General features: G+C 45.9%; 20 protein-coding genes. 9 read left to right on the top strand and 11 right to left on the bottom strand.

Annotated features, from left to right (window positions below):
• Positions 1-15: 15 nt before the first annotated feature.
• The 3 genes from ACRD67_RS09825 to ACRD67_RS09815 all read right to left on the bottom strand — a co-directional run bounded on the left by ACRD67_RS09825 (position 16) and on the right by ACRD67_RS09815 (position 3,807).
• Positions 16-1,308, bottom strand: coding sequence for an HlyD family secretion protein (locus ACRD67_RS09825; protein ID WP_430966963.1), 1,293 nt, complete (start codon positions 1,306-1,308; stop codon positions 16-18).
• Between the two features lie 29 nt (positions 1,309-1,337).
• Entirely contained in the window at positions 1,338-3,530 is a 2,193-nt protein-coding gene (locus tag ACRD67_RS09820) for a peptidase domain-containing ABC transporter (RefSeq protein ID WP_430966962.1), read from the bottom strand.
• A 91-nt stretch (positions 3,531-3,621) separates the two neighbouring features.
• Positions 3,622-3,807 carry a hypothetical protein gene (locus ACRD67_RS09815; protein ID WP_430966961.1) on the bottom strand — a complete coding sequence of 62 codons (186 nt, stop codon included), beginning with the start codon at positions 3,805-3,807 and terminating at the stop codon, positions 3,622-3,624.
• Positions 3,808-4,356: 549 nt separating this feature from the next.
• Between ACRD67_RS09815 and ACRD67_RS09810 the strand changes: the two genes are divergently transcribed.
• Positions 4,357-5,892, top strand: coding sequence for a YifB family Mg chelatase-like AAA ATPase (locus tag ACRD67_RS09810; RefSeq protein WP_430966960.1), 1,536 nt, complete (start codon positions 4,357-4,359; stop codon positions 5,890-5,892).
• A gap of 67 nt (positions 5,893-5,959) precedes the next feature.
• Here the strand turns inward: ACRD67_RS09810 and ACRD67_RS09805 are convergent, their stop codons facing one another.
• The 7 genes from ACRD67_RS09805 to ACRD67_RS09775 form a co-directional block, all read right to left on the bottom strand.
• Entirely contained in the window at positions 5,960-6,613 is a 654-nt protein-coding gene (locus ACRD67_RS09805) for a GNAT family N-acetyltransferase (protein ID WP_430966959.1), read from the bottom strand.
• Positions 6,614-6,630: 17 nt separating this feature from the next.
• Positions 6,631-7,497 carry a beta-keto acid cleavage family enzyme gene (locus ACRD67_RS09800; RefSeq protein ID WP_430966958.1) on the bottom strand — a complete coding sequence of 289 codons (867 nt, stop codon included), beginning with the start codon at positions 7,495-7,497 and terminating at the stop codon, positions 6,631-6,633.
• Positions 7,498-7,737: 240 nt separating this feature from the next.
• Positions 7,738-8,604, bottom strand: coding sequence for a hypothetical protein (locus tag ACRD67_RS09795; RefSeq protein WP_430966957.1), 867 nt, complete (start codon positions 8,602-8,604; stop codon positions 7,738-7,740).
• 528 nt (positions 8,605-9,132) lie between these two features.
• Positions 9,133-9,333, bottom strand: coding sequence for a helix-turn-helix transcriptional regulator (locus tag ACRD67_RS09790; RefSeq protein ID WP_430966956.1), 201 nt, complete (start codon positions 9,331-9,333; stop codon positions 9,133-9,135).
• Positions 9,330-9,779: a hypothetical protein gene (locus tag ACRD67_RS09785; protein ID WP_430966955.1), complete on the bottom strand. Its 450-nt coding sequence runs from the start codon at positions 9,777-9,779 to the stop codon at positions 9,330-9,332. The genes ACRD67_RS09790 and ACRD67_RS09785 overlap by 4 nt, the downstream gene beginning before the upstream one ends.
• Before the next feature lie 172 nt (positions 9,780-9,951).
• The gene (locus ACRD67_RS09780) at positions 9,952-10,494 is read right to left on the bottom strand and encodes a hypothetical protein (RefSeq protein ID WP_430966954.1); all 543 of its coding nucleotides are present in this window, start codon (positions 10,492-10,494) and stop codon (positions 9,952-9,954) included.
• A gap of 38 nt (positions 10,495-10,532) precedes the next feature.
• Positions 10,533-10,976, bottom strand: coding sequence for a hypothetical protein (locus tag ACRD67_RS09775; RefSeq protein ID WP_430966953.1), 444 nt, complete (start codon positions 10,974-10,976; stop codon positions 10,533-10,535).
• Between the two features lie 210 nt (positions 10,977-11,186).
• Between ACRD67_RS09775 and ACRD67_RS09770 the strand changes: the two genes are divergently transcribed.
• Genes ACRD67_RS09770 through ACRD67_RS09755 form a run of 4 tightly spaced genes read left to right on the top strand, consistent with a single transcriptional unit; the run spans position 11,187 to position 14,699 of the window.
• On the top strand, positions 11,187-12,380 hold the full coding sequence (locus tag ACRD67_RS09770) for an Nramp family divalent metal transporter (RefSeq protein WP_430966952.1): 1,194 nt from the start codon (positions 11,187-11,189) through the stop codon (positions 12,378-12,380).
• The gene (pxpA, locus tag ACRD67_RS09765; protein ID WP_430966951.1) at positions 12,381-13,124 is read left to right on the top strand and encodes a 5-oxoprolinase subunit PxpA; all 744 of its coding nucleotides are present in this window, start codon (positions 12,381-12,383) and stop codon (positions 13,122-13,124) included.
• Entirely contained in the window at positions 13,121-13,858 is a 738-nt protein-coding gene (pxpB, locus tag ACRD67_RS09760) for a 5-oxoprolinase subunit PxpB (protein ID WP_430966950.1), read from the top strand. The genes pxpA and pxpB overlap by 4 nt, the downstream gene beginning before the upstream one ends.
• On the top strand, positions 13,851-14,699 hold the full coding sequence (locus ACRD67_RS09755) for a 5-oxoprolinase subunit C family protein (protein ID WP_430966949.1): 849 nt from the start codon (positions 13,851-13,853) through the stop codon (positions 14,697-14,699). The genes pxpB and ACRD67_RS09755 overlap by 8 nt, the downstream gene beginning before the upstream one ends.
• A 3-nt stretch (positions 14,700-14,702) precedes the next feature.
• On the opposite strand, the gene ACRD67_RS09750 is transcribed toward ACRD67_RS09755, so the two are convergent.
• A complete protein-coding gene (locus ACRD67_RS09750) occupies positions 14,703-16,082 on the bottom strand; it encodes an aldehyde dehydrogenase (protein ID WP_430966948.1) in 1,380 nt (459 codons plus the stop codon).
• 246 nt (positions 16,083-16,328) lie between these two features.
• Here ACRD67_RS09750 and ilvD point away from each other — a divergent pair, with 246 nt between their 5' ends.
• The 4 genes from ilvD (at position 16,329) to ilvN (ending at position 20,994) form a co-directional block, all read left to right on the top strand.
• On the top strand, positions 16,329-18,005 hold the full coding sequence (gene ilvD / locus ACRD67_RS09745) for a dihydroxy-acid dehydratase (RefSeq protein WP_430966947.1): 1,677 nt from the start codon (positions 16,329-16,331) through the stop codon (positions 18,003-18,005).
• A gap of 20 nt (positions 18,006-18,025) precedes the next feature.
• On the top strand, positions 18,026-19,759 hold the full coding sequence (ilvB, locus tag ACRD67_RS09740; RefSeq protein ID WP_430966946.1) for a biosynthetic-type acetolactate synthase large subunit: 1,734 nt from the start codon (positions 18,026-18,028) through the stop codon (positions 19,757-19,759).
• Positions 19,760-19,782: 23 nt separating this feature from the next.
• Positions 19,783-20,382 (top strand): O-methyltransferase, encoded by a 600-nt coding sequence (locus ACRD67_RS09735; RefSeq protein ID WP_430966945.1) that lies wholly within the window; start codon positions 19,783-19,785, stop codon positions 20,380-20,382.
• Between the two features lie 84 nt (positions 20,383-20,466).
• Positions 20,467-20,994: an acetolactate synthase small subunit gene (ilvN, locus tag ACRD67_RS09730; protein ID WP_430966944.1), complete on the top strand. Its 528-nt coding sequence runs from the start codon at positions 20,467-20,469 to the stop codon at positions 20,992-20,994.
• Positions 20,995-21,013: the final 19 nt, after the last annotated feature.

Genomic DNA, 21,013 nt, shown 5'->3' with positions numbered 1-21,013 from the left:
CGTACAGGAATGTAGTTATTTGCTGAAAATGTTTTTGAGCTGATAGAAGAACCGTTCGATCAGCCTAAGATCCTCGGTTATAATCTGTACCGTACCCCTCATTTCCTGTTTAAATTCGATTTCCTTGTTATAGGTGGTAATCAACTTTTCGGGAAGTTTTACATCGATCAGATAGTTGCCCTCATTATCCGGAACTAGGGATATGCTCTGGACACTTCCCTCCAACATACCAAATTCTGTATAGGGATAATTGGCCAGGCGGATGTTTACCGCTTGTCCCGTTTTTATTTTCCCCGAGTTTCGGGCAGGTGCCTTTATCTTGCCCAAAAAGGCACTATTCCCTTTGGGCACTATGGTGAACACCAGATCGCCCTGGTTCACGGTTTGATTTTCATTTCTAAAGGACAAAAAGGAGACCCTACCGGCAATAGAAGAGACAAGAACATATTTTAGTTCCCAATTCTTGATGCTTCTTTTTAATTGGTTGTAGGATTGGATCACATTCTTTAGGGAGGAACTTTCTTCCTGTACCTTTTTAATTTCCGTGCCACGAAGACTGTTTTGGGAATTGGTCAAGGTCTCCCGCAATTGTGATATGGAAGTACCGAGGTTTCTATAGGCCCGCTGAGATTGCAGATAATCCAATTGTTTTTGGTCGTATTCCTGAGCGGAAACAGCTCCTTTTTTGTACAATACCTCAAAGCGCTCAAAATCTTTCTTTTTGAGCTCCAGCTCGCTTTTGTTCAGGGCCTGTTGGGAAAGTAGATTGTTTAATCTGCTCCTAGCTTCGGTAATGGACAAGCGATTGGCCAAAACTTCCGTAGAAAAGGGTTGCAGTTCCTTGTTAAGGCTGTATTCCGTATAACTTCGTTCAAATAGGGCGTAGTCCGATTCAATGTCACCCAAAAAAAGTGTTGGAAGTTTTTCTAGGGGAAAAAGGAAACTCTCATAGTCCACCGTAAGGGTGTCTACCACCTCCTTGAGCAATAGTACATCCTGATAGTTTGCCGAATTTTCGATAATGGCCAACAATTTGTTTTCCGGTACCAGCTCGTTATCCGCGACCAAAATGGCATCGAGCTGCCCGCTGCTTCGGGCATATATTTTTTCTGGCGGGATGGCTGTGGTCACCAGGATTTCTGCAGCAATGGTATCTGGGTATTTTACAAACCAAGACATCAATAGCAGTCCTATGATCAGTAAGAATATTACGGTATTTCCCCATCGGATCATCCAATGGGGTACAAAGCTCAGGATTTCCTGCACTTCCTCGCTTCGAATCGCTATGGCCTCTTTTTTTTCTGGCATCTTTTCTGGTATTATTGCGTTTGTGGGTATCAATTTCCCAGTTCCAACTGGTTTTTGACCAGCTGATAGTACTTTCCCCTTAATTTTGTCAACTCGTTATGATTGCCCATTTCAACGATCTTGCCCTTATCGAGCACTACAATTTTATGGGCATTTTTAACCGTACTCAGTCGATGTGCAATGATTACGGCTGTTTTATCCGCAAAGAAGGCATCCAAATTTTCCATGATTACGCGCTCATTGTTGGCATCGAGCGCCGAGGTGGCCTCATCGAAAAACAAGAGCCTTGGATCTTTGTACACGGCTCGCGCAATGAGCAAGCGTTGCTTTTGACCGGTACTGAGGCCGGTTCCTTCAAGGCCTATTTTGGTGTTTAGCCCTAAGGGCAGCTCTTCAATATAGGACCTGATATTGGCGACCTCTATGGCATGCCATAGGCGTTCGTCATTGATAAAATCGGTCCCCACGGCGATATTTCTGGCTATGGTGTCATTAAAAATATACCCCTCTTGCATTACAACGCCACAATGGGAACGCCAGGCCTTTTGTGAAATGTGCTCTAGGTTGTGGTTACCGTAGCTAATTTCTCCCCTATCCAAGGGGTAGAAGCGGAGCATAAGCTTCATGAGCGTGGTTTTTCCACTTCCGCTTACCCCGACAATGGCCGTAATTTTGTTTGCGGGGATAGTCAGGTTCAATTTCTTGATTACCGGTTCCAGTCCTCCTGTATACCTAAAGGAAACATCGTTAAGTGTAAGGTCGAGGTTTTTCGGGATACGGGATAGCTTTTTGTCCACGGCACTTTCCTCATCCTCCTTATTATGGATTTCTCCTAAACGTTCCAAGGATATTTTGGCATCTTGGGCATCCCGAAGGAAATTGATCAGTTGTATCACCGGGGCATTGAGCTGCCCTACGATATAGGTTATGGCCACCATCATACCCAAAGTTATTTCCCCGTCAATGACCAATTTGGCGGAAAGCACGGTAATTAATATATTTTTCAACTCATTGATGAAGGAAGAACCCACCGATTGGGTCTGTTCCAGGGCCAAATTTTTAATATCTACCTTGAACAGGCGGGCCTGTACAAATTCCCAGCCCCACCGCATCTGTCGCTCGGCATTGTGCAATTTAATTTCCTGCATGCCATTGATCAGTTCAATGACTTTGCTCTGTTCCTGGCTTATCTCACGAAAACGTTTGTAGTCCAACGTCTTTCTTCTTTTGAAAAAGAACAGCACCCAAACAAAATAGAGGAAGCTTCCCACCAGGAAGATACCAAAGATCAACAAATTGTAGTAAGCCAGTACGATACCAAATATTACCAGGTTTACCATGGAGAACAGCACGTTCAGGGAGGAAGTGGTCAGTATTTTTTCGATACGTTTATGGTCATTGATCCGCTGTAACAGATCACCGGTCATTTTGGTGTCAAAAAAGGAAATGGGGAGATTCATTAGCTTGATGAAGAAATCGGATATCAGCGAAATGTTGATTCGTGTACTGAGGTGCAGTAATATCCAACCCCGAATGACCTCCAAGACGGTACGGCCCAGAAATAGGAACAATTGTGCGAACAGGATAAGATAAATGAAATTGATGTCCTGGTTCTGTATGCCCACATCTACGATACTTTGGGTCAAAAAAGGAACGATCAACTGCAATACGCTCCCAGCCAACAGGCCAATAGCCAGTTGCACGATAAATTTCTTGTACTTTAAGAGATATCGGGCTATAAAGGCAAAGTTGAAGGCTTCTTCTTCTCCTTCTTCACCGGATTCGTTGTAAAACTTGGGAGTGGGTTCTATAAGCAGGGATACCCCTTCCTCGGTTTCCTCCGTAGCGTTATTGCCGATCCAAAATTTGATGAATTCCTCAGGGAGTAGTTTCACCAGTCCATGGTCCGGATCGGATATGTACACGGTGTTTTTTTTTATTTTGTACAGCACCACGAAATGACTTCTGTTCCAGTGGACGATGCAGGGCAGCACAACCTCGGACAGTTTTTTATAGTTTAGACGGACCCCTACGGTATGGAAGCCGATTTTTTCAGCGGCCTCACTCAACCCCAACATACTGCTTCCCTCACGGGTAGTCTCCGAGAGGTTGCGCAAGTTTTGGATGTTGATGATCTTGCCATAGTGCTTGGCGATGATCTTAATGCAGGTGGGACCGCAATCCTTTTGGTCTGCCTGTTTGTAGAAGGGAAATTTTTGCATCGTAACGGTTCAACTTATAGCGACAAAGAGGGCGCGTTGTGAAAATCTAAAAGCCGGGGGCGGTCCCCGGCTTTTATTTCAATAAAAAGGACTACCAAGGCTGACAAACCCCTTGCAGACACCAACCCGGACATTTTTTGTGCCCGTTAAAATAACATAGGGTCTGATTGGGCTCCCCGGAGCAATCGCCCTGTAGCGGATTGCCATAACCGATAATGGACTTTTTTTCGGTCTTGGAAAGCAACTTAACACCTTCTAACTTCATTAATTTTTTCATGATTAATAAATTTAAAATTATATTAGCCCTGAACATTTTAGGACACTCAAGGTTTGTGTCCATCTTTCTCGAGAAGATATTGTTCCCTTTGCCTCGCTTTTCCGCTCTAGGGCGGAAAAGTCCTGGCGCTGGTTTGGCCTTGCGGCCTTTTTTTAGTGTTTGTTTGGGTCATGGTTTGGAAAGCTCTCAAAATGGTGTGGTTCAACTGTAAACCAAGGCGGGCAGCTGTAGCGTTTCCGAGGAAATGCTATAACTGGAAAAGGTTTTTTCGGAGCCAAAAAAAAGTGGATTTTTCATATACGTTGGGGTTTACCAATGGGCGTATTCCTAAATGCGTTAGTCAGGCCCAAAAAAGAATACCAACTAAATATACATAATTTACTTATTTTTGTGTAAGAAAAAGATGATAAAATTTAGGACTGCCCTAAATTTGAACCAAATAGTATTCACCTCCCAATTTTAGAAGTTCAATTGTACCCATATCCGGGGTTCGCGGGGGAAGATATACCCGTATCTCCCGTATTTGGATCGATGTTTAAATTTAAATGTATGCTTACAAAAGTGTTTGGGAGTGCTGTTTTTGGCATTGAAGCGACCACCATTACGGTCGAGGTAAATGTAGATAGGGGCATCGGTTACCATTTGGTAGGGTTGCCAGACAATGCCATCAAAGAAAGCAACTACCGTATAGCGGCGGCCTTGCAGAATAACGGATACAAGATTCCTGGCAAAAAGATTACGATCAATATGGCACCAGCCGATATGCGGAAAGAAGGGTCGGCCTACGACCTGAGCTTGGCGCTGGGCATATTGACGGCTTCGGGCCAGATACGATCTGGCCCTATGGACCAATACATTATCATGGGCGAACTTTCCCTGGATGGTAGCCTGCAGCCTATCAAAGGGGCATTGCCCATCGCCCTGAAGGCCAAGGAAGAGGGATTCAAGGGATTTATCCTGCCTATCGAAAATGCCCGAGAGGCAGCCATTGTAGAAACTTTGGAAATATACGGGGTAAGCAATTTGACCGAGGTGATCGACTTCTTTGATAAGGACAAGCCTTTGGAGCAGACCGTGATAGACGTGCAGTCCGAATTCAACAAGGGCCTGGATTTTCCCGAATACGATTTTTCGGATGTCAAAGGGCAGGAGAGCATAAAACGCTGTATGGAAATTGCGGCGGCAGGGGGACATAACATCATTCTGATAGGTCCGCCTGGGGCGGGAAAGACCATGTTAGCCAAAAGATTGCCCTCCATTTTACCGCCCATGACGGTACAGGAAGCCTTGGAAACGACCAAGATCCATAGTGTTGTAGGAAAGATCAAAAACAGAGGGCTGATGAACCAAAGGCCCTTCCGCAGTCCGCACCACACCATTTCCGATGTGGCTCTGGTTGGAGGTGGGGCCTATCCGCAGCCGGGGGAAATATCGCTATCGCACAATGGCGTACTGTTCCTGGACGAACTGCCGGAGTTTAAGCGTGGTGTCCTGGAGGTGATGCGGCAACCCCTGGAGGATAGGGAAGTCACTATTTCCCGCGCCCGTTTTACCGTTACCTACCCCAGTAGTTTTATGTTGGTGGCCAGTATGAATCCCAGCCCAGGGGGTTATTTTAACGACCCGGATGCCCCGGTCACCTCCTCACCGCTGGAAATGCAGCGGTATTTGGGGAAAATATCCGGCCCTTTGTTGGATCGTATCGATATCCATATCGAGGTGACCCCTGTACCCTTTGAAAAGCTCTCGGAAGAACGCAAAGGGGAGGGGAGTGTGGCGATCCGCCAACGCGTAACCGCTGCCAGGGAAGTACAGACCCAACGTTTTGCACCCCTGGAGAATATACATTACAATGCCCAGATGAGCACCAAACAGATCAGGGCTCATTGCCTTTTGGACGAAGCCTCCAAAACCTTACTGAAAAATGCCATGGAACGCCTCAACCTCTCCGCCCGTGCCTACGACCGGATCTTAAAAGTGGCCAGGACCATTGCCGACCTAGATCGTGCCGAACAGGTGGCTGGATCCCATATCAGTGAGGCCATCCAATACCGAAGTCTGGATCGGGAGGGGTGGTTGGGGTAGGTTCAAAGTTCAAGGTTCAAAGTTCAAGGTTTGTAGTTAAAGGACGTTGGTGGGACAATACAGGCTATTACGATTTTTGCCCATAATTCCTTAGGACCATATTCCATTTGTACTTTTTAAACAATACGATACTCAGCCAGAGCGTGCGGTGCACGGAGCCCAATTTCTTTTTGAAGCGTATGGTAGACCGATTAAAATATTCGCTGATACTAAAGTTGGTATCCACACCACGGTCCCTTAAGAGCTCATAACTGTGATTCCGGAGATAAGGGGCCAGGTTCTTGCCCCGGTGCGACTCAAAGGTGTACATACTTTTTAGATAGGACTGGTTTTTCTTTAGGGGAAAGGTCTTGCCCCGTAGCGCAAAATCGTCCAACTGAATGAACATATAAGCGGCAATTTCGCCCCGATGTTTAAGCCCAATGCACAGTTGTCCCTTTCTGTAGTCCTCCAGAATATCAGATTGTTCAATGCCCATGACCTTGGCCTTGATTTGGGTGATTTCGGTTTCCCCAAAATAGGAGAAGATATACTCGGAAGCATCACCTCGAATTTCTGGGGTGTCATAGCGGGTTACCCCCTCCTGCACCCAATAATACGGCATAATGTCTATCCCCAGCCGGGCCAAACGATTTCGGATACCATGAAGAAACAGCCCGTGGCGTACTATGTTCCAAAACCATTGTACCTTGTAGAATGCGCTGCCCTTTTTTACCTCCATAGCCCAATAGTTTTGCTTTATACCTGTAGACCATACTCGCCATTTCCGGGAGCCAAGTTCATTTTGGTCCGGAATTCCTCAGGTGTCATGATGTTCCTTCCGTTTGCTTGGGCGATAATGTGGACGCGTTTTAACAGATCTATATTGCGCGCAAGTCGCGTTCTTTCGGCGTTGTACCAAATATTGTCCTCCAGCCCTACACGGACCCCTCCACCCATGGCAATGGAAAGCGAATTCATTTTGAGCTGGGTATTCCCGATACCGGCTATGCTCCAAACGGAGTCTTCGGGGAGATCGTTGATCATGGTTCCTGCATGTAAAAGATTGGATTGGGAACAGGCAATATTACCGAATAAAAGGTTAAAATAATAGGGCGGACGGATCAGCTTTTTCCGAGCCAGATATTTTGCATAGTTGACCATGCCCAGATCAAAGGCCTCGAGTTCCGGAACAATACCCCTGGCTTTCATTAGTGCTGCCAGGTCGCCGATCATATCCGGCGCGTTCATGCTGGCTACCTTATTGAAATTTAATGAACTCAGGGTTAAACTACCCATATCGGGTTTTAAATCCCCCTCGAGGAACAAGGGATCGCCCCGCTGATCGAGTTCGCTAAACGTTCTTCCGCTCAAGGAGACGCATATGACGAGTTGGGGGCTGAATTTTCGGATTCCCGCGATGATCTTGGCATAGATTTCCTTCTTATAGGTAGGTATCCCGGAAACCTTTTCCCGGGCGTGGATATGCACCATGGTTATACCCAGGTCACAGGCCTGGTGTACATCCTCAACAATTTCGGAAACACTGATGGGCACGTGGGGGGTCATCTCTTTGGTGGGAATCATTCCCGTGGGCGTGAAGTTGATAATCAAAGGGTTGGACATGATGGCTTGGTATTTTGAACGCGGTGGGGAAGTCTTCCGAATTTAGGGGATTAGCGGGCTTCCCTCCGAAATTTATAGCCGTACCGCAAATAAATAGGTTGTTTTACGAAGAATTTTTTGAAGGTTACCGAAACTAGGGGGGTGAAAGGTTCAGGGTTTAAGGCTTGGAAGTTGGATTATAGAACACGCTATACTACCTTTTGCTTCAGGTATAAAAAACCATCAACCTTAAAGAATAAGCTAATCCTTGACTTTAATGGCTACAGCCTCACAACTCCTTAGATCCGAATTGAGTACAATGTTCTCGGAGGTCTTTCCGTCCAATATTTCAATGGATACGGTATTGGGCGGGAAACGCCCTAAATTGTGGGCATAGAGGAATAGATCGTTCACCTGGGCCGTATCCAGGTCCAGCTCAAAGGTTTTCTTATGGTAGGTAAGATAATATTCTGAAACAATGGCTTCGCCGTTGAGGTATATGGATACGATGTCGTCATCCTTTCTACCGTGATCCCACAGGTTGATGCGTATCTTAGGGCTATCTACGACCAGCTCTTTTACATAGGATATTTTTCTGCCGTTGAAGGTATTCCGCAAAGGGGTTGGTGCTGGGGCGGCTTCTTTCCGGACGGTTTTAACTTCTTGCTTGCGCGGTGCCTTGGTAATGCTGAAAAAAGACGTGGCAAACTTGGCAATGCGATATTTATCGTTCGGAAAGAGCTCCATGGCAATTACGCGATAATTAGAGCCGGCAGGTAGGGTTCTATTGAGCTTTATGCCTTCCACGAAGTTGCTGTTTTTAAAGGTGCCCAGTTCCTGAACCACCATGTTTCCTCTAGAGAGGTAGAATTTTATCGTCTTGTCCTTAGGGATATTCCGGGTCTTCCAGCTAATTTCCACCGGATCGGAAACCGCCCATACGGTAGCGCTGTTGGGAGAGGTAATCTCTATATGCGATAAAAGTAGGTTCGGACCATTTTCCAGCCCGTTGGCATAGGTGTATGCCCCCACACCATGAAGGAGTCCCAGAAGGAATAGTAAGGAAATCGTGGGTCGCTTGATGCGCTGCCAAATGCGTCCTGCTGTCATCGTTGCATTACAATTCATAGGTTTTGGGCCTTGGAGCGTGTCCGGCAACACCCCCGAAAAGGATGTTAAACACGGTATTAGGTGCCCCTACAGCTATAGACCAAACGTAAAATTGGCCTCCATATTGTATGCAATCAAAGGGCTTGTGCCACTGGATTTCTGGGGGTTCTATCCCACCAAAACAGAAGATAGGCGGTTAACGGGGTCCCCTTACAATCGAAACATAAGGATATAAAAGGCCCATACGATGCAAAAAGTACAAAAGGCATACAGAAAATAGGTAATAGTAGCTCTTTTCCTCATAAGATTTGGTTTTTATAGATAACAGCGGAAATAACTAAAATATATGATTCCTCCATGGGATGGATAAATATTCGATATGTGGGTTTGGAACTCGATGAACGGCAAGTTTCGTCCGTGAATGCCCTTTGATGGTAGGAAGGCGCAATTGGATGTCCCAAAAGAGCGAAAAGGCCGATTTAATACAATAAATCGCCCAAAAACAGCAACAACAGTAGGAAATACCGGCAAATAAGCAAGCAACTACTAATCATCGGCCTCCAGGCTAAAGATCTCATTTACCGCAACCCCAAAAACCTTGGATAATTTTAGGGCCAATACCGTAGAGGGAACGTAGCGGTTTTTTTCAATGGAATTGACCGTTTGCCTGGAAACCCCCAAAATTTGGGCAAGTTGCTCCTGGGTGAGATCCCTCATGGCCCGCTGCACCTTAAGCGTGTTCTTCATGGATGCGCCTTTTTGAATTTATGGAAGAACAGTAGTTGAATGGCCAACATCGTAATCAGCACCTCAAAGACATTTGCTTCAAAGGTTGCCTCCTCTGCACCAGATACCAACATATCCACTACATAATTGATCAAGGGAATTACCAGGATGGCATAGAGGACCCCAAAAGTAAAGCCAAGTCGGTAGGACTGCGAGCGTAGGTTCACGATGAGCTCGTCCTCAATCTTCTCCTTGGCGAGAGAGACCATCAGCAAACCAATGATAAAAATATTGGACAAGAGCGGTTTTATCCACAAGGGCCCCTCGGTGAATTTTCTGCCCAGCATAAGAAAAAATGCCAAAATACAGATGATCAATCCAATGCGCTTAAAGCGATTGGGAAGCTGAAACTTGGTCCAGCGCGCTATTTTCTTTGGATCGGAATTTTGAATAGAATTGGTTGCCATAAGAATAAATTGTAAAGTTTAATGGTCTAAATGTAAAAATAACTATTCAAAAAGACAAATAAACTTTACATTTTTATTAAAAATGAAACCAACATACGGTTCTAAGGAGTACTAGCTCAGGGCTGTTTTTGCCCACCTGAGCCTGTTTTTTCCCTGCAAAAGTTCAAGGGTTTTATTTTTTCTCCTCTAGCAGTTCCGAGAACGTATCCCGCAAGATATACACTGCGATGAGAAAGAATCCCAACAAGAGTAGGGGAGTGGCGTAATCATAATAAAGGATCTTGCTGATGACGCCTGCAATGATCGCCAACGAACCAATGACCATGATACCGTTCCACATAATCTGGTCCAGACTTATTTTTCTATCGTCTTCGTTCCGGGCAAAATAAGCGGTTCCTTCCAAAACGGTCCAGATAAGAAAGGTAATAAAGGTTATAATTTCCAATATACCCTCGTAGGGCAGGTGGAAGATAGAGAAAACGACATTGGTACACCAAACGACCACCAAAATCAATTTTACATAGTCCAGAAATCGTTTTTTGGTCTTTTTCAAGAATCGTATGGAGTACATCACTGCAATGCCCGTCAAAGCTGTCACCATAATGATATTGGCATGCGGGGACCAATCCTGTATTTTGATTAGAATGCCCAGTATAAGAACGGCTATACCAAGGCGTAACGGGATTTTTAATACTTTTCTATCTGTCGTCATCATATGTACAAATTACTTGTCAATACTGCTATCTAAAACTCCTAGATTACCTTGATGTTCGCCTTTAACCCCTCAATTATTCCCAATAGGTTGTTGACGGTCTCTTTTAGGTAATGTTTGATCAATACGTGTGGAATACGAATAGTGGTAAATCCATTTTTGAACGAGTGCATGGCCTCTTCCAGGTCATTCATGGCCTGATCATGGGTAATCATATGGTATTCCGTGTCAATTTCTATGTTCAGTTTTACTCGGGAAATGGCAATATCAACGGATTTGTTGCCATCCCACCATTCCAACATGGGGTTTACCCCGGCAAGCTTAAGGCCATAGTACAGCTGTATGGCTTCCAAAGGGGTATTTTCTTTTCGCATCAGCTTGTCCATACGCGACTGATGTCTTGCACATAGTTCTACCCCGTAGGTGTCCATGGCATTTTTATGGTCAATATAGCTGAGTTCCCTGCTGCATTCAATACATGTCATTTAAGTAGGTTAATTTAGGTTCGGGATTAGTATAACCGTCACTTTTTTGGATTATTATGTTCTCTCGACGTATGACATCCCACTTTTAGACGAACTGCATTTTTTTAGACGAACGGCATCTTTTATGTTAAAAAAATGGACGTGGACCGTGGTTGGGAAAGCCCCAAACCCGCTATATTTACATCATGAGAAAAACCCAATCCTACCCCAATGTTTAAAAAAATAGGACCCGGTGTATTGGTGGCGGCGGCCTTTATAGGTCCTGGAACGGTTACCGCCTGCACCCTGGCCGGCGTTGCGTTCGGATATGCCCTGCTATGGGCCATGTTACTTTCCGTTTTGGCCACCATAGTATTGCAGGAAATGTCCGCCAGATTGGGCATAATTACGCAGCAAGGGGTTGCAGACGTTATAAAACAGGAATTGAGGGTACCTTGGATAAAACATCTGGTCCTGGGTACAATTCTCGTAGCCATTGTTATTGGGAATGCCGCTTATGAAGGGGGCAATATCGGGGGTGCTACCCTAGGCCTGGAGGCTATCTTTGGCCATGAATTTTCGGATTATTACCCATTAATTATCGGGCTTTGTGCTTTTGCCCTGTTGTATTTTGGAAATTACCAAACCTTGGAGCGCGTCCTGGTCTCCTTGGTTATTTTAATGAGTCTGTCCTTTCTCGTTACAGCGGTGATTACGGGTCCCGATGTCATGGAAATCCTGAAAGGAATGTTTGTCCCCACCTTCCCGACCGAAGGCACTTTGGCTGTTATAGCTTTGGTAGGGACCACTGTGGTGCCCTATAACCTGTTTCTGCATGCCTCATTGGTCAGTGAAAAGTGGAAATCGAAAAACGATCTGGGGACCGCGCAAAGAGATACCGTTTGGGCCATTCTTTTGGGCGGGATCGTCTCTATGGCCATAATCATAACTGCCACAAACATTCCCGATAAAGAGATTACGGATGCCATGGATCTGGCCAGGAGCCTGGAACCCTTGTATGGCGATGCTGCCAAGTATTTTATGGGAATTGGACTGTTTGCCGCTGGAATTACCTCTGCGATAACGGCGCCCTTGGCCGCCGCCTATGTAGCCAATAGCTGTTTTGGCTGGAAAGCCAATTTGAGGGATAAACGCTTCAAGACCGTCTGGATGATTATCTTGGGACTGGGCGTGTTTTTCCTATCGTTTGATATAAAACCCATTGAGGTCATAAAATTTGCCCAGGTGGCGAATGGCATACTCCTGCCGGTAATAGCAATCCTGCTTTTATGGATTATGAACAAGTCCTCTGTATTGGGTGCGCATAAAAACACAAGGCTACAGAATATTCTTGGTCTTGGCATTATAGCCCTCACCTTACTTTTGGGGGTCAAAAGTATTACCAAGGTATTTGGACTTTTTTAAATGGAAAAAACAGGTGTTGATATTAATTGTGACCTTGGAGAAGGTATGGGGAATGAGGCAGCCATACTACCGCTCATTTCTTCCTGCAATATTGCCTGTGGTGGGCATGCCGGAGATACCCAGAGTATGCGCGAGGTGGTGCAATTGGCCAAAAAGTACGGGGTAAAAGTGGGCGCTCACCCTTCCTATCCCGACCGTGAACATTTTGGGAGAATATCCCGGTCACTTCCCAAAACCCAATTGACACGTAGTATCAGGGAACAAATAGAAACCCTACTGGCCATAGTAGGGGAGGAAGGGATGTCATTACATCATATTAAACCCCATGGGGCTTTATATAATGACCTTGTCCGGGATGCCGATCTGGCGCAGACCTTTCTCGATGCCGTGGCACCGTATACATCCATAAGCTGTCTCTATGCCCCCTACGGATCAATTATTGCGAAAATGGCCCTTGACCAGGGAATTGATCTCAAGTATGAGGCTTTCGCCGATCGCAATTATCGTGCAGACCTTAGTCTGGTTCCAAGGAGTGAGGCCAACGCATTGCTCACAGAACAGAAAGAGGTATTGGCCCACCTGCTCCCCATGATAAAAAAACAAGAGGTAAAGACGGTATCGGGGGATACGGTTAAAATTCTGGCGGATACCTATTGTATACATGGTGATACCCCCACAGCTTTGGAAATATTAATGTATCTTTCGTCTTCATTACCCAAACATGCGATCTACATTTTAAAGTGAGTACCTATACCATATCCATAAAACCCTTTGGAGCCCACGCGGTTATAGTGGAGTGGCCTATGGAAGTGGAGGAAGCTATTTTATATGACATTCTCCAGTACTTGCAGCACCTTAAGGCCCACTGTTTGGCCCAAGAAGATTGGGAGTTGATTCCGGCCTATAATTCTCTAACGTTTGTCCATAGGGAGACACCTATAGATTTTGAAAATTTCAGTCAACACTTAAAGGAGTGGTATGCGAATAAAGGGGAAACCCAGGACGTGCCACGATTTTTGTGGCGTCTCCCTGTTTGTTATGACAAGGCATTTGGAATAGACCTTTCCGAAGTTTCCGATCGTTTGGGGAAAAGTATTTCGGAAATAATAACCTTGCACACCCAGCACACTTATACGGTTTATGGCATTGGTTTTCTGCCTGGATTCATGTATTTAGGAGGTTTGCCACAATCCTTGGAGGTGGCAAGACGAACCACTCCGAGGCTGCTGGTTGAAAAAGGTTCTGTAGGTCTGGCGAGCAAACAGACGGGCATATATCCCCAGGACTCCCCTGGAGGGTGGAATATAATTGGAAACTGTCCTATACCCATGTTTAATATCAATAAGGACGACCCTTGTTTTGTCAGTGTGGGCGATAAAATTCAATTCTATGCTATTTCGAGGGCCGAATACGACCTGCACAAGATCGAAGGGGAAGTAGGGATTTTTCAATTGGAAAAACGATTGGTGGATGCTTAAGGTACTTAAATCAGGGTTTTTTACAACCGTTCAGGATGCCGGGAGATATGGCCTTCGTGATAAAGGAGTGCCCATTTCTGGTGCTATGGACATGATTTCTGCAGCTATGGCCAACCGTTTGTTGGAAAACACGCCTGATGCCGCCCTTCTGGAAATTACCATGACCGGCCCCACACTGGAATTTGAGGAAGATACCTATATTAGTTTGGGCGGCGCGGAGATGTCTGCCACCCTTAACAACGCTCCCGTGCAAAATTACAAGGTGTACAAGGTGCGTGCTGGAGATCTTTTATCCTATGGTAAACTAGAGCGAGGTCTACGAGCCTACTTGGCAATAAAGGAAGGTTTCAGGACCCCTATGGTCCTAGGCAGCCGTTCGCTGTTTAAACCCTTGACCCCCCACGCCTGCCTAAGCGACAAAAGCGAGGTTCCCTTCAACGCTTCCAAAGGCTTTGAACCCAAAATAGAGGAACTTAAGGTCCCGCCGATATCGGAAGGTGGCGCCTTGGAAATCTTTAAGGGTCCGGAGTACGAAATGTTGACCGATGCCCATTTGGCCGCTTTATTCTCTAAGGACTTTACCGTTGCCAAGGAGAACAATAGAATGGCCTATCAATTGGAAGAGACCCTAGTCGGACATCACATGGCCATGCTTACTTCCGCAACACTCCCCGGAACCATGCAGCTTACCCCCGCAGGGAAGTTGATTATATTAATGAAGGATGGGCAAACCACGGGTGGATACCCAAGAATAGCCCAATTATCTGAAAGATCGATTTCCGTTTTGGCTCAAAAAAAGTTTGGGGATTCCCTTTCCTTTAAACTGGTATTGACACTATAGGACTTAAAAGAGCCTTTTAAATTGTTTGGCAAGCGTTGTGGACAGCCGATAGGGCGGATAACGCAAGGGAATATCTATCCAATTGCCCCTTTTTACCATCGGCTTTCGGTGTGAGAAGATGTCAAAGGAATTTTTTCCATGGTAGGCACCAATACCGCTAGCACCAACACCTCCAAAGGGGAGCGATTTGTTCACATACTGCATCATGGTATCATTGATGGCACCACCGCCGAAACTATAGGAATTAATGATATTTTTTTGGAAAGACCTGGATTTGGAAAACACATAGGTGCTCAAGGGTTTGTCATAGTGGCTAAGATACTTGTGCAAGGTCTGCGCTCCAGTATAAGAAATGATGGGAAGAATGGGGCCAAAAATTTCTCCCGCCATCAATTTACTGTTCAAGTCGGGTTCGTCTACGAGCGTCGGGGAAAGGTAGTTGTCCGCGTCATTGGTCTCCCCACCAAAAAGGATATCGGATTCCTCCAACATCGCCTTCAATCCTGAATAGTGTTGCGGACTCACCATACGGGCAAAATCGGTGGATGCCTCCACGTCCGCCCCGTACGCTTTCCTAATGGAGGTTTTTAGTGCCGCCACCAATTGATCCTTCACCTCGGCTTCGACCAAAACATAGTCCGGGGCAATACAGGTTTGTCCAGCATTTAAAAACTTACCCCAAACGATGCGTTTTGCCGCAAGGGAAATCGCTGCGGTTTTGTCCACAATGCAAGGGTTCTTCCCACCCAGTTCCAAGGTTACCGGACACAGGTGCTTAGCAGCACTTTCATAGACAATCCTCCCCACGTGGGTACTTCCGGTAAAGAAAATGTAATCCCATTTTTCGGCCAAGAGCTCTTGGGAAACAGGTATTCCACCCTCTACGACCAATACGTGCTCCGGTTCAAATACGGAAGTGACAATTTCCGAGATTATGCGTGAAGTGTTGGGCGTAATTTCCGAAGGTTTGATTACCGCGGTATTTCCGGCGGCCAAGGCCCCGATGAGCGGGGCAAACACCAATTGGAACGGATAGTTCCAAGGCGCAATGATCAAAACGGTACCGTAAGGTTCCTTGTAGATTTTGTCCGTGGAAGGGAAATTGAGCCAAGGAGACGATACGCTTTCGGGTCGCGCCCAAAGCTCCAAATTCTTAAGGGCCAAATTCAGTTCCCCGAGCACCAATTGTGTTTCTGTCCCCAAGCTTTCGAATCGAGGTTTCTTAAAATCTGCATAGATAGCCTCGCAAATGGCATCTTCCCGTGTTACGATTTCCTGGCGGAGCTTTTTAAGCGCATTTTTTCTAAAAGAAAGTTCTTTGGTCCGCTGGGTCTCGAAAAAACTGCGTTGGCGGGTTATGCTTTGGGGAATTGAATTTGTCATACGCAAATTTAAAGAAATAATTGGTCCCTTGCCATGTCAAAAGAAGTTAATCCACCGAGCGGATAACGTATTGAATATGATATTAAATACGTGAGTATACTTCTGATTATCAGTAGTTTAATAAGATATTTCCAAAATTGAATTTGAACCAACAAACATTGTTAAAATTATAGGGTATTGGAAAGATATATCTTTGAATGATAGATAGTATGCAATAGAATTTACCAATAGCTAGCAAACCCTTTAATGGAACTGAACAAATACAGCAAAAACGTTACCCAGGATCCTACCCAACCTGCCGCTCAGGCCATGTTGCACGCCATTGGCCTTACGGACAGGGATTTGGAAAAACCCTTGATTGGAATAGGTAGTACGGGATATGAAGGCAACCCTTGCAACATGCATTTGAACGATTTGGCCACCAAGGTGAAGGAAGGGGTAAATTCCCAGCATCTGATCGGTCTCATTTTCAACACCATCGGTGTAAGCGATGGAATTTCCATGGGCACGTACGGGATGCGATATTCATTGCCTTCAAGGGATATCATCGCAGATTCCATGGAAACCGTGGTCCAAGCCATGAACTATGACGGATTGATTACGGTAGTTGGATGCGACAAGAACATGCCGGGAGCATTGATGGCCATGATCCGATTAAACCGACCTTCAGTGTTGGTCTATGGTGGTACCATAGCATCCGGTTGCCTCAATGGTAAAAAATTGGATGTGGTCTCGGCCTTTGAGGCCTGGGGGGAAAAAGTGGCAGGTACCATAGACGAAGCAGCCTATAAGAATGTTATCCAGAACGCATGTCCTGGCGCAGGGGCCTGCGGAGGTATGTATACGGCCAATACCATGGCATCGGCCATCGAAGCCTTGGGCATGGCCATGCCATACAACTCTTCCAATCCGGCGATTGGAGAGGAAAAGGCTGAGGATTGTATAGCCTCAGGAAGGGCATTGCGCCACTTGCTCGAGAAAGACATTAAACCCAGCGATATCATCACTCGAAAATCCTTGGAGAATGCCGTACGCCTTATTACAGTTATGGGCGGATCAACCAATGCCGTCCTTCACTTTTTGGCCATTGCCAAGGCGGCAGAAATAGACTTTACCCTTGATGATTTTCAAAAAATAAGCGATACAACACCCTTTTTGGCCGATTTGAAGCCTAGCGGAAAATTTCTGATGGAAGATGTACACCGAGTGGGTGGTACACCGGCCGTAATGAAATTTATGCTGGGGCATGGCATGCTCCATGGTGATTGCCTCACTATTACCGGGAAGACCGTGGCCGAAAATTTGGCCAATGTGCCCAATCTATCGGAAGGACAGCAAGTGGTTAAGCCCCTGGACCAGCCCATCAAGGAAACCGGTCATATCCGTATTCTGTACGGAAATTTGGCCGAGGAAGGCGCTGTAGCAAAAATAACAGGCAAGGAAGGACTTCATTTTACAGGTCCTGCGAAGGTATTCGATGACGAATTTTTAGCCAACGAGGGCATAGGCAAGGGTCAGGTAAAAAAAGGCGATGTGGTGGTCATTCGATATGAAGGCCCCAAGGGGGGACCCGGAATGCCCGAAATGTTGAAACCCACTGCCGCCATCATGGGTGCGGGACTGGGCAAAGACGTTGCCTTGATCACCGATGGGCGCTTTTCCGGGGGAACACACGGCTTTGTAGTGGGACATGTAGCTCCCGAGGCCCAGGATGGAGGTACCATAGGGCTATTGCAAGACGGTGATATGATTACCATCGATGCCGAAAAGAACCAAATTTTCGTGGCACTGTCCGAAACCGAATTAAATGCCAGAAAAGCGACCTGGAAACAACCGGACCTTAAGGTAAAGAAAGGAAGTCTCTACAAATATGCAAAAACGGTTTCATCGGCCTCCCAAGGCTGTGTTACCGATGAAATATAACATCCATTAAGTTTGGGATTATGGAAACGATAAAAGAACGGAAAAAGGCACAAGCTATACAAAACCCCATTAAGATCAGTGGAGCGGAAGCCATTATACATTGCCTGTTGGCAGAGGGGGTAGATTTAATTTACGGGTACCCAGGGGGCGCCATTATGCCCATATACGATGAATTATATAAGTTCCAGGACAGCTTAACACATGTGCTTACAAGGCATGAACAGGGAGCTACACATTCTGCCCAGGGCTTTGCCCGGGTCACAGGCAAGGTAGGGGTGGCAATGGCAACCTCGGGCCCGGGAGCCACTAATTTGGTAACCGGCCTGGCAGATGCCCAGATCGATTCCACGCCCATGGTCTGCATTACCGGTCAGGTCCCAAGGCATCTATTGGGATCCGACGCTTTTCAGGAGACCGATATCATTGGGATTTCCACACCGGTCACGAAATGGAACTACCAGATTACCAAAGCTTCCGAGATACCGGAAATTATGGCAAAGGCCTTTTACATAGCTAAATCTGGCCGGCCTGGTCCGGTGCTGGTAGATATTACCAAGAATGCGCAATTTGACGAATTGGATTTCACTTATGCACCTTGTACCGCTGTACGCAGCTATACGCCCATACCGAAACCCGATCTTAGATCCATCGAAACGGCAGCGAACATGATCAATGCGGCCAAGAAACCTTATATCATTTTTGGTCAGGGGGTAATTTTGGGCGAGGCCGAGAATCAGTTGAGAGCTTTGGTAGAGAAGGCGGGCATTCCTGCGGCATGGACCATTTTGGGCCTATCAGCATTGGACACCGCCCATCCACTTAATGTGGGGATGGTAGGTATGCATGGAAATTACGGCCCTAATGTTCTTACCAATGAATGCGATTTGTTGATAGCCATCGGGATGCGCTTTGATGATAGGGTAACCGGAAATTTGGACACCTATGCCAAGCAGGCCAAGGTTATACATTTCGAAATAGACCCTGCAGAAATCGACAAAAATGTAAAGGTAGATGTGGCGGTTCTTGGAAATGCCAAGGAGACCCTGGAGCTATTGTTGCCTATGGTAAAGGAAAACAAGCATGAAGCATGGCACAACGAGTTCAAGAAAAAATATGAAGTCGAGTTCGATGCCGTTATCAAAAAGGACCTTCACCCTACAAAAGAGGGCCTAACGATGGGAGAGGTCATTGCCGAAATTAACCAGGCCTCAAAAAACGAGGCGGTCATTGTTACCGATGTGGGCCAGCACCAAATGGTAACCTGCAGGTATGCCAAGTTCAAACAATCCAAAAGTAGTATTACTTCTGGCGGACTGGGTACCATGGGGTTTGCCCTTCCTGCAGCCATAGGTGCCAAGATGGGCGCCATGGATAGAGAGGTTGTTGCAATCATAGGTGATGGGGGCTACCAAATGACCATTCAGGAATTGGGAACGATCTTTCAGAATAAGGTCCCCGTAAAGATTGTGGTGTTGAACAACGATCATCTGGGCATGGTACGCCAATGGCAAGAGCTGTTTTTTGAAAGTCGCTACGCCTCAACCGTAATGACGAATCCGGATTTTGTAAAAATTGCCGAAGGCTACCATATTACGTCAAAAAGGGTAAAGGAACGCAAAGACCTTAAGGCAGCGGTTACCGAAATGATAGATTCAAAGGACGCCTACTTCCTTGAAGTTTGCGTGGAGAAGGAGGACAATGTATTTCCAATGATCCCATCAGGGGCATCGGTATCTGATATCCGGTTGAAATAGGCATCGGACTAAAGCGTATATCCATGGATGATGCAATAATTTTGGACAAACCCGTGATTTATGAGGAGATCCAACAAAAATGTGAGGAAATTGGTTTTTCCATGCCTTCCGATATGCATGTGGGTGCCTTTCTAAAGGCGCTCATCAGTGCAAAACCCCAATCGCACTTTCTGGAACTTGGGACGGGCATAGGTCTGTCACTGTCCTGGATGGTAGATGGAATGGATAAGGACTCCTGCCTTATTACGGTGGACAATGATGAAGGGCTAACGGCCATTGCCCGAGGCTATTTTGGGAAGGACCAACGTGTTACTATCGTATGTTCCGATGGCACGGAGTGGATCAAGGGTTATCAAGGCCAAAAATTTGATTTGGTCTTCGCAGACGCGTGGCCCGGAAAATACAGTGAAATTGAGGAGGTACTGGATTTGGTGAATTTGGGCGGTTTTTACGTAATCGACGATATGAAGGAGCAGCCCAATTGGCCCAAGGGGCATCGGAAGCATGTAGATGGGTTAATTGCCTATTTGGAAGCGAGGACCGACTTCAATCTCATAAAAATGAATTGGTCCACCGGATTGATTGTTGCCGTACGAAAAAATACAAATAAAACAAACGTATAATGATGTCGTCAAAAAAGAGTGTAGTACCAGTTGTTTGACCCTAGGTCGGTACGGTTCCCCTTAGACGTATTCAAATGGAAAATTATGGAGAATAAATGGTTTACCATATCGGTATATTCGGAAAACAACGTTGGCCTGTTGAACAGGATATCTGGGATATTCTTAAAGCGACACATTAATATTGAAAGCTTAAATGTCTCGAAATCAGAAATTGAACATGTTTCAAAATTTACTATAGTTGTGTTCACAACGGAAGATTGGACGAGAAAAATTGTGGCACAGATCGAAAAACAGATCGAGGTCATAAAGGCCTTTTATCATACGGATGAGGAAACTATATACCAAGAATCCGCAATTTTCAAGATCGAGTCGCATCTGCTGTTCGACGAGCGACAGATCCAAAATATCATTAAGGAGAGCCATGCACAAATCGTAACCGTATCCAGGGAATTTTTTGTTTTGGCCAAAACGGGCAGGCGGGAAGAGATTGATGAGATGTACCAGCATTTAAAACCATACGGCATTATGCAATTTGTACGTTCGGGACGGATTACGGTAACCAAATCGCCTATGCGTATAAGCGCAATATTGGAAGAATTTCAGAACAATTAATCAATACAACCAAAACGAG

The sequence above is a fragment of the Eudoraea algarum genome (assembly GCF_050589645.1).
Taxonomy (GTDB): domain Bacteria; phylum Bacteroidota; class Bacteroidia; order Flavobacteriales; family Flavobacteriaceae; genus JBNGOQ01.
This window is presented reverse-complemented; position numbering and strand designations above follow the sequence as displayed.

What these genes read in the sequence shown, in the direction of transcription:
- ilvB (WP_430966946.1), top strand. Translation starts at nt 18,026, where the DNA reads ATGGAAACGATAAAAGAACGGAAAAAGGCACAAGCTATACAAAACCCC.
- ACRD67_RS09750 (WP_430966948.1), bottom strand. Translation starts at nt 16,082, where the DNA reads ATGACAAATTCAATTCCCCAAAGCATAACCCGCCAACGCAGTTTTTTC.
- ACRD67_RS09820 (WP_430966962.1), bottom strand. Translation starts at nt 3,530, where the DNA reads ATGCAAAAATTTCCCTTCTACAAACAGGCAGACCAAAAGGATTGCGGT.
- ACRD67_RS09775 (WP_430966953.1), bottom strand. Translation starts at nt 10,976, where the DNA reads ATGACATGTATTGAATGCAGCAGGGAACTCAGCTATATTGACCATAAA.
- ilvD (WP_430966947.1), top strand. Translation starts at nt 16,329, where the DNA reads ATGGAACTGAACAAATACAGCAAAAACGTTACCCAGGATCCTACCCAA.
- ACRD67_RS09790 (WP_430966956.1), bottom strand. Translation starts at nt 9,333, where the DNA reads ATGAAGAACACGCTTAAGGTGCAGCGGGCCATGAGGGATCTCACCCAG.
- ACRD67_RS09755 (WP_430966949.1), top strand. Translation starts at nt 13,851, where the DNA reads ATGCTTAAGGTACTTAAATCAGGGTTTTTTACAACCGTTCAGGATGCC.
- ACRD67_RS09825 (WP_430966963.1), bottom strand. Translation starts at nt 1,308, where the DNA reads ATGCCAGAAAAAAAAGAGGCCATAGCGATTCGAAGCGAGGAAGTGCAG.
- ACRD67_RS09805 (WP_430966959.1), bottom strand. Translation starts at nt 6,613, where the DNA reads ATGGAGGTAAAAAAGGGCAGCGCATTCTACAAGGTACAATGGTTTTGG.
- pxpA (WP_430966951.1), top strand. Translation starts at nt 12,381, where the DNA reads ATGGAAAAAACAGGTGTTGATATTAATTGTGACCTTGGAGAAGGTATG.
- ACRD67_RS09810 (WP_430966960.1), top strand. Translation starts at nt 4,357, where the DNA reads ATGCTTACAAAAGTGTTTGGGAGTGCTGTTTTTGGCATTGAAGCGACC.
- ACRD67_RS09785 (WP_430966955.1), bottom strand. Translation starts at nt 9,779, where the DNA reads ATGGCAACCAATTCTATTCAAAATTCCGATCCAAAGAAAATAGCGCGC.
- ACRD67_RS09735 (WP_430966945.1), top strand. Translation starts at nt 19,783, where the DNA reads ATGGATGATGCAATAATTTTGGACAAACCCGTGATTTATGAGGAGATC.
- ACRD67_RS09815 (WP_430966961.1), bottom strand. Translation starts at nt 3,807, where the DNA reads ATGAAAAAATTAATGAAGTTAGAAGGTGTTAAGTTGCTTTCCAAGACC.
- ACRD67_RS09770 (WP_430966952.1), top strand. Translation starts at nt 11,187, where the DNA reads ATGTTTAAAAAAATAGGACCCGGTGTATTGGTGGCGGCGGCCTTTATA.
- ACRD67_RS09780 (WP_430966954.1), bottom strand. Translation starts at nt 10,494, where the DNA reads ATGATGACGACAGATAGAAAAGTATTAAAAATCCCGTTACGCCTTGGT.
- ilvN (WP_430966944.1), top strand. Translation starts at nt 20,467, where the DNA reads ATGGAGAATAAATGGTTTACCATATCGGTATATTCGGAAAACAACGTT.
- ACRD67_RS09795 (WP_430966957.1), bottom strand. Translation starts at nt 8,604, where the DNA reads ATGAATTGTAATGCAACGATGACAGCAGGACGCATTTGGCAGCGCATC.
- ACRD67_RS09800 (WP_430966958.1), bottom strand. Translation starts at nt 7,497, where the DNA reads ATGTCCAACCCTTTGATTATCAACTTCACGCCCACGGGAATGATTCCC.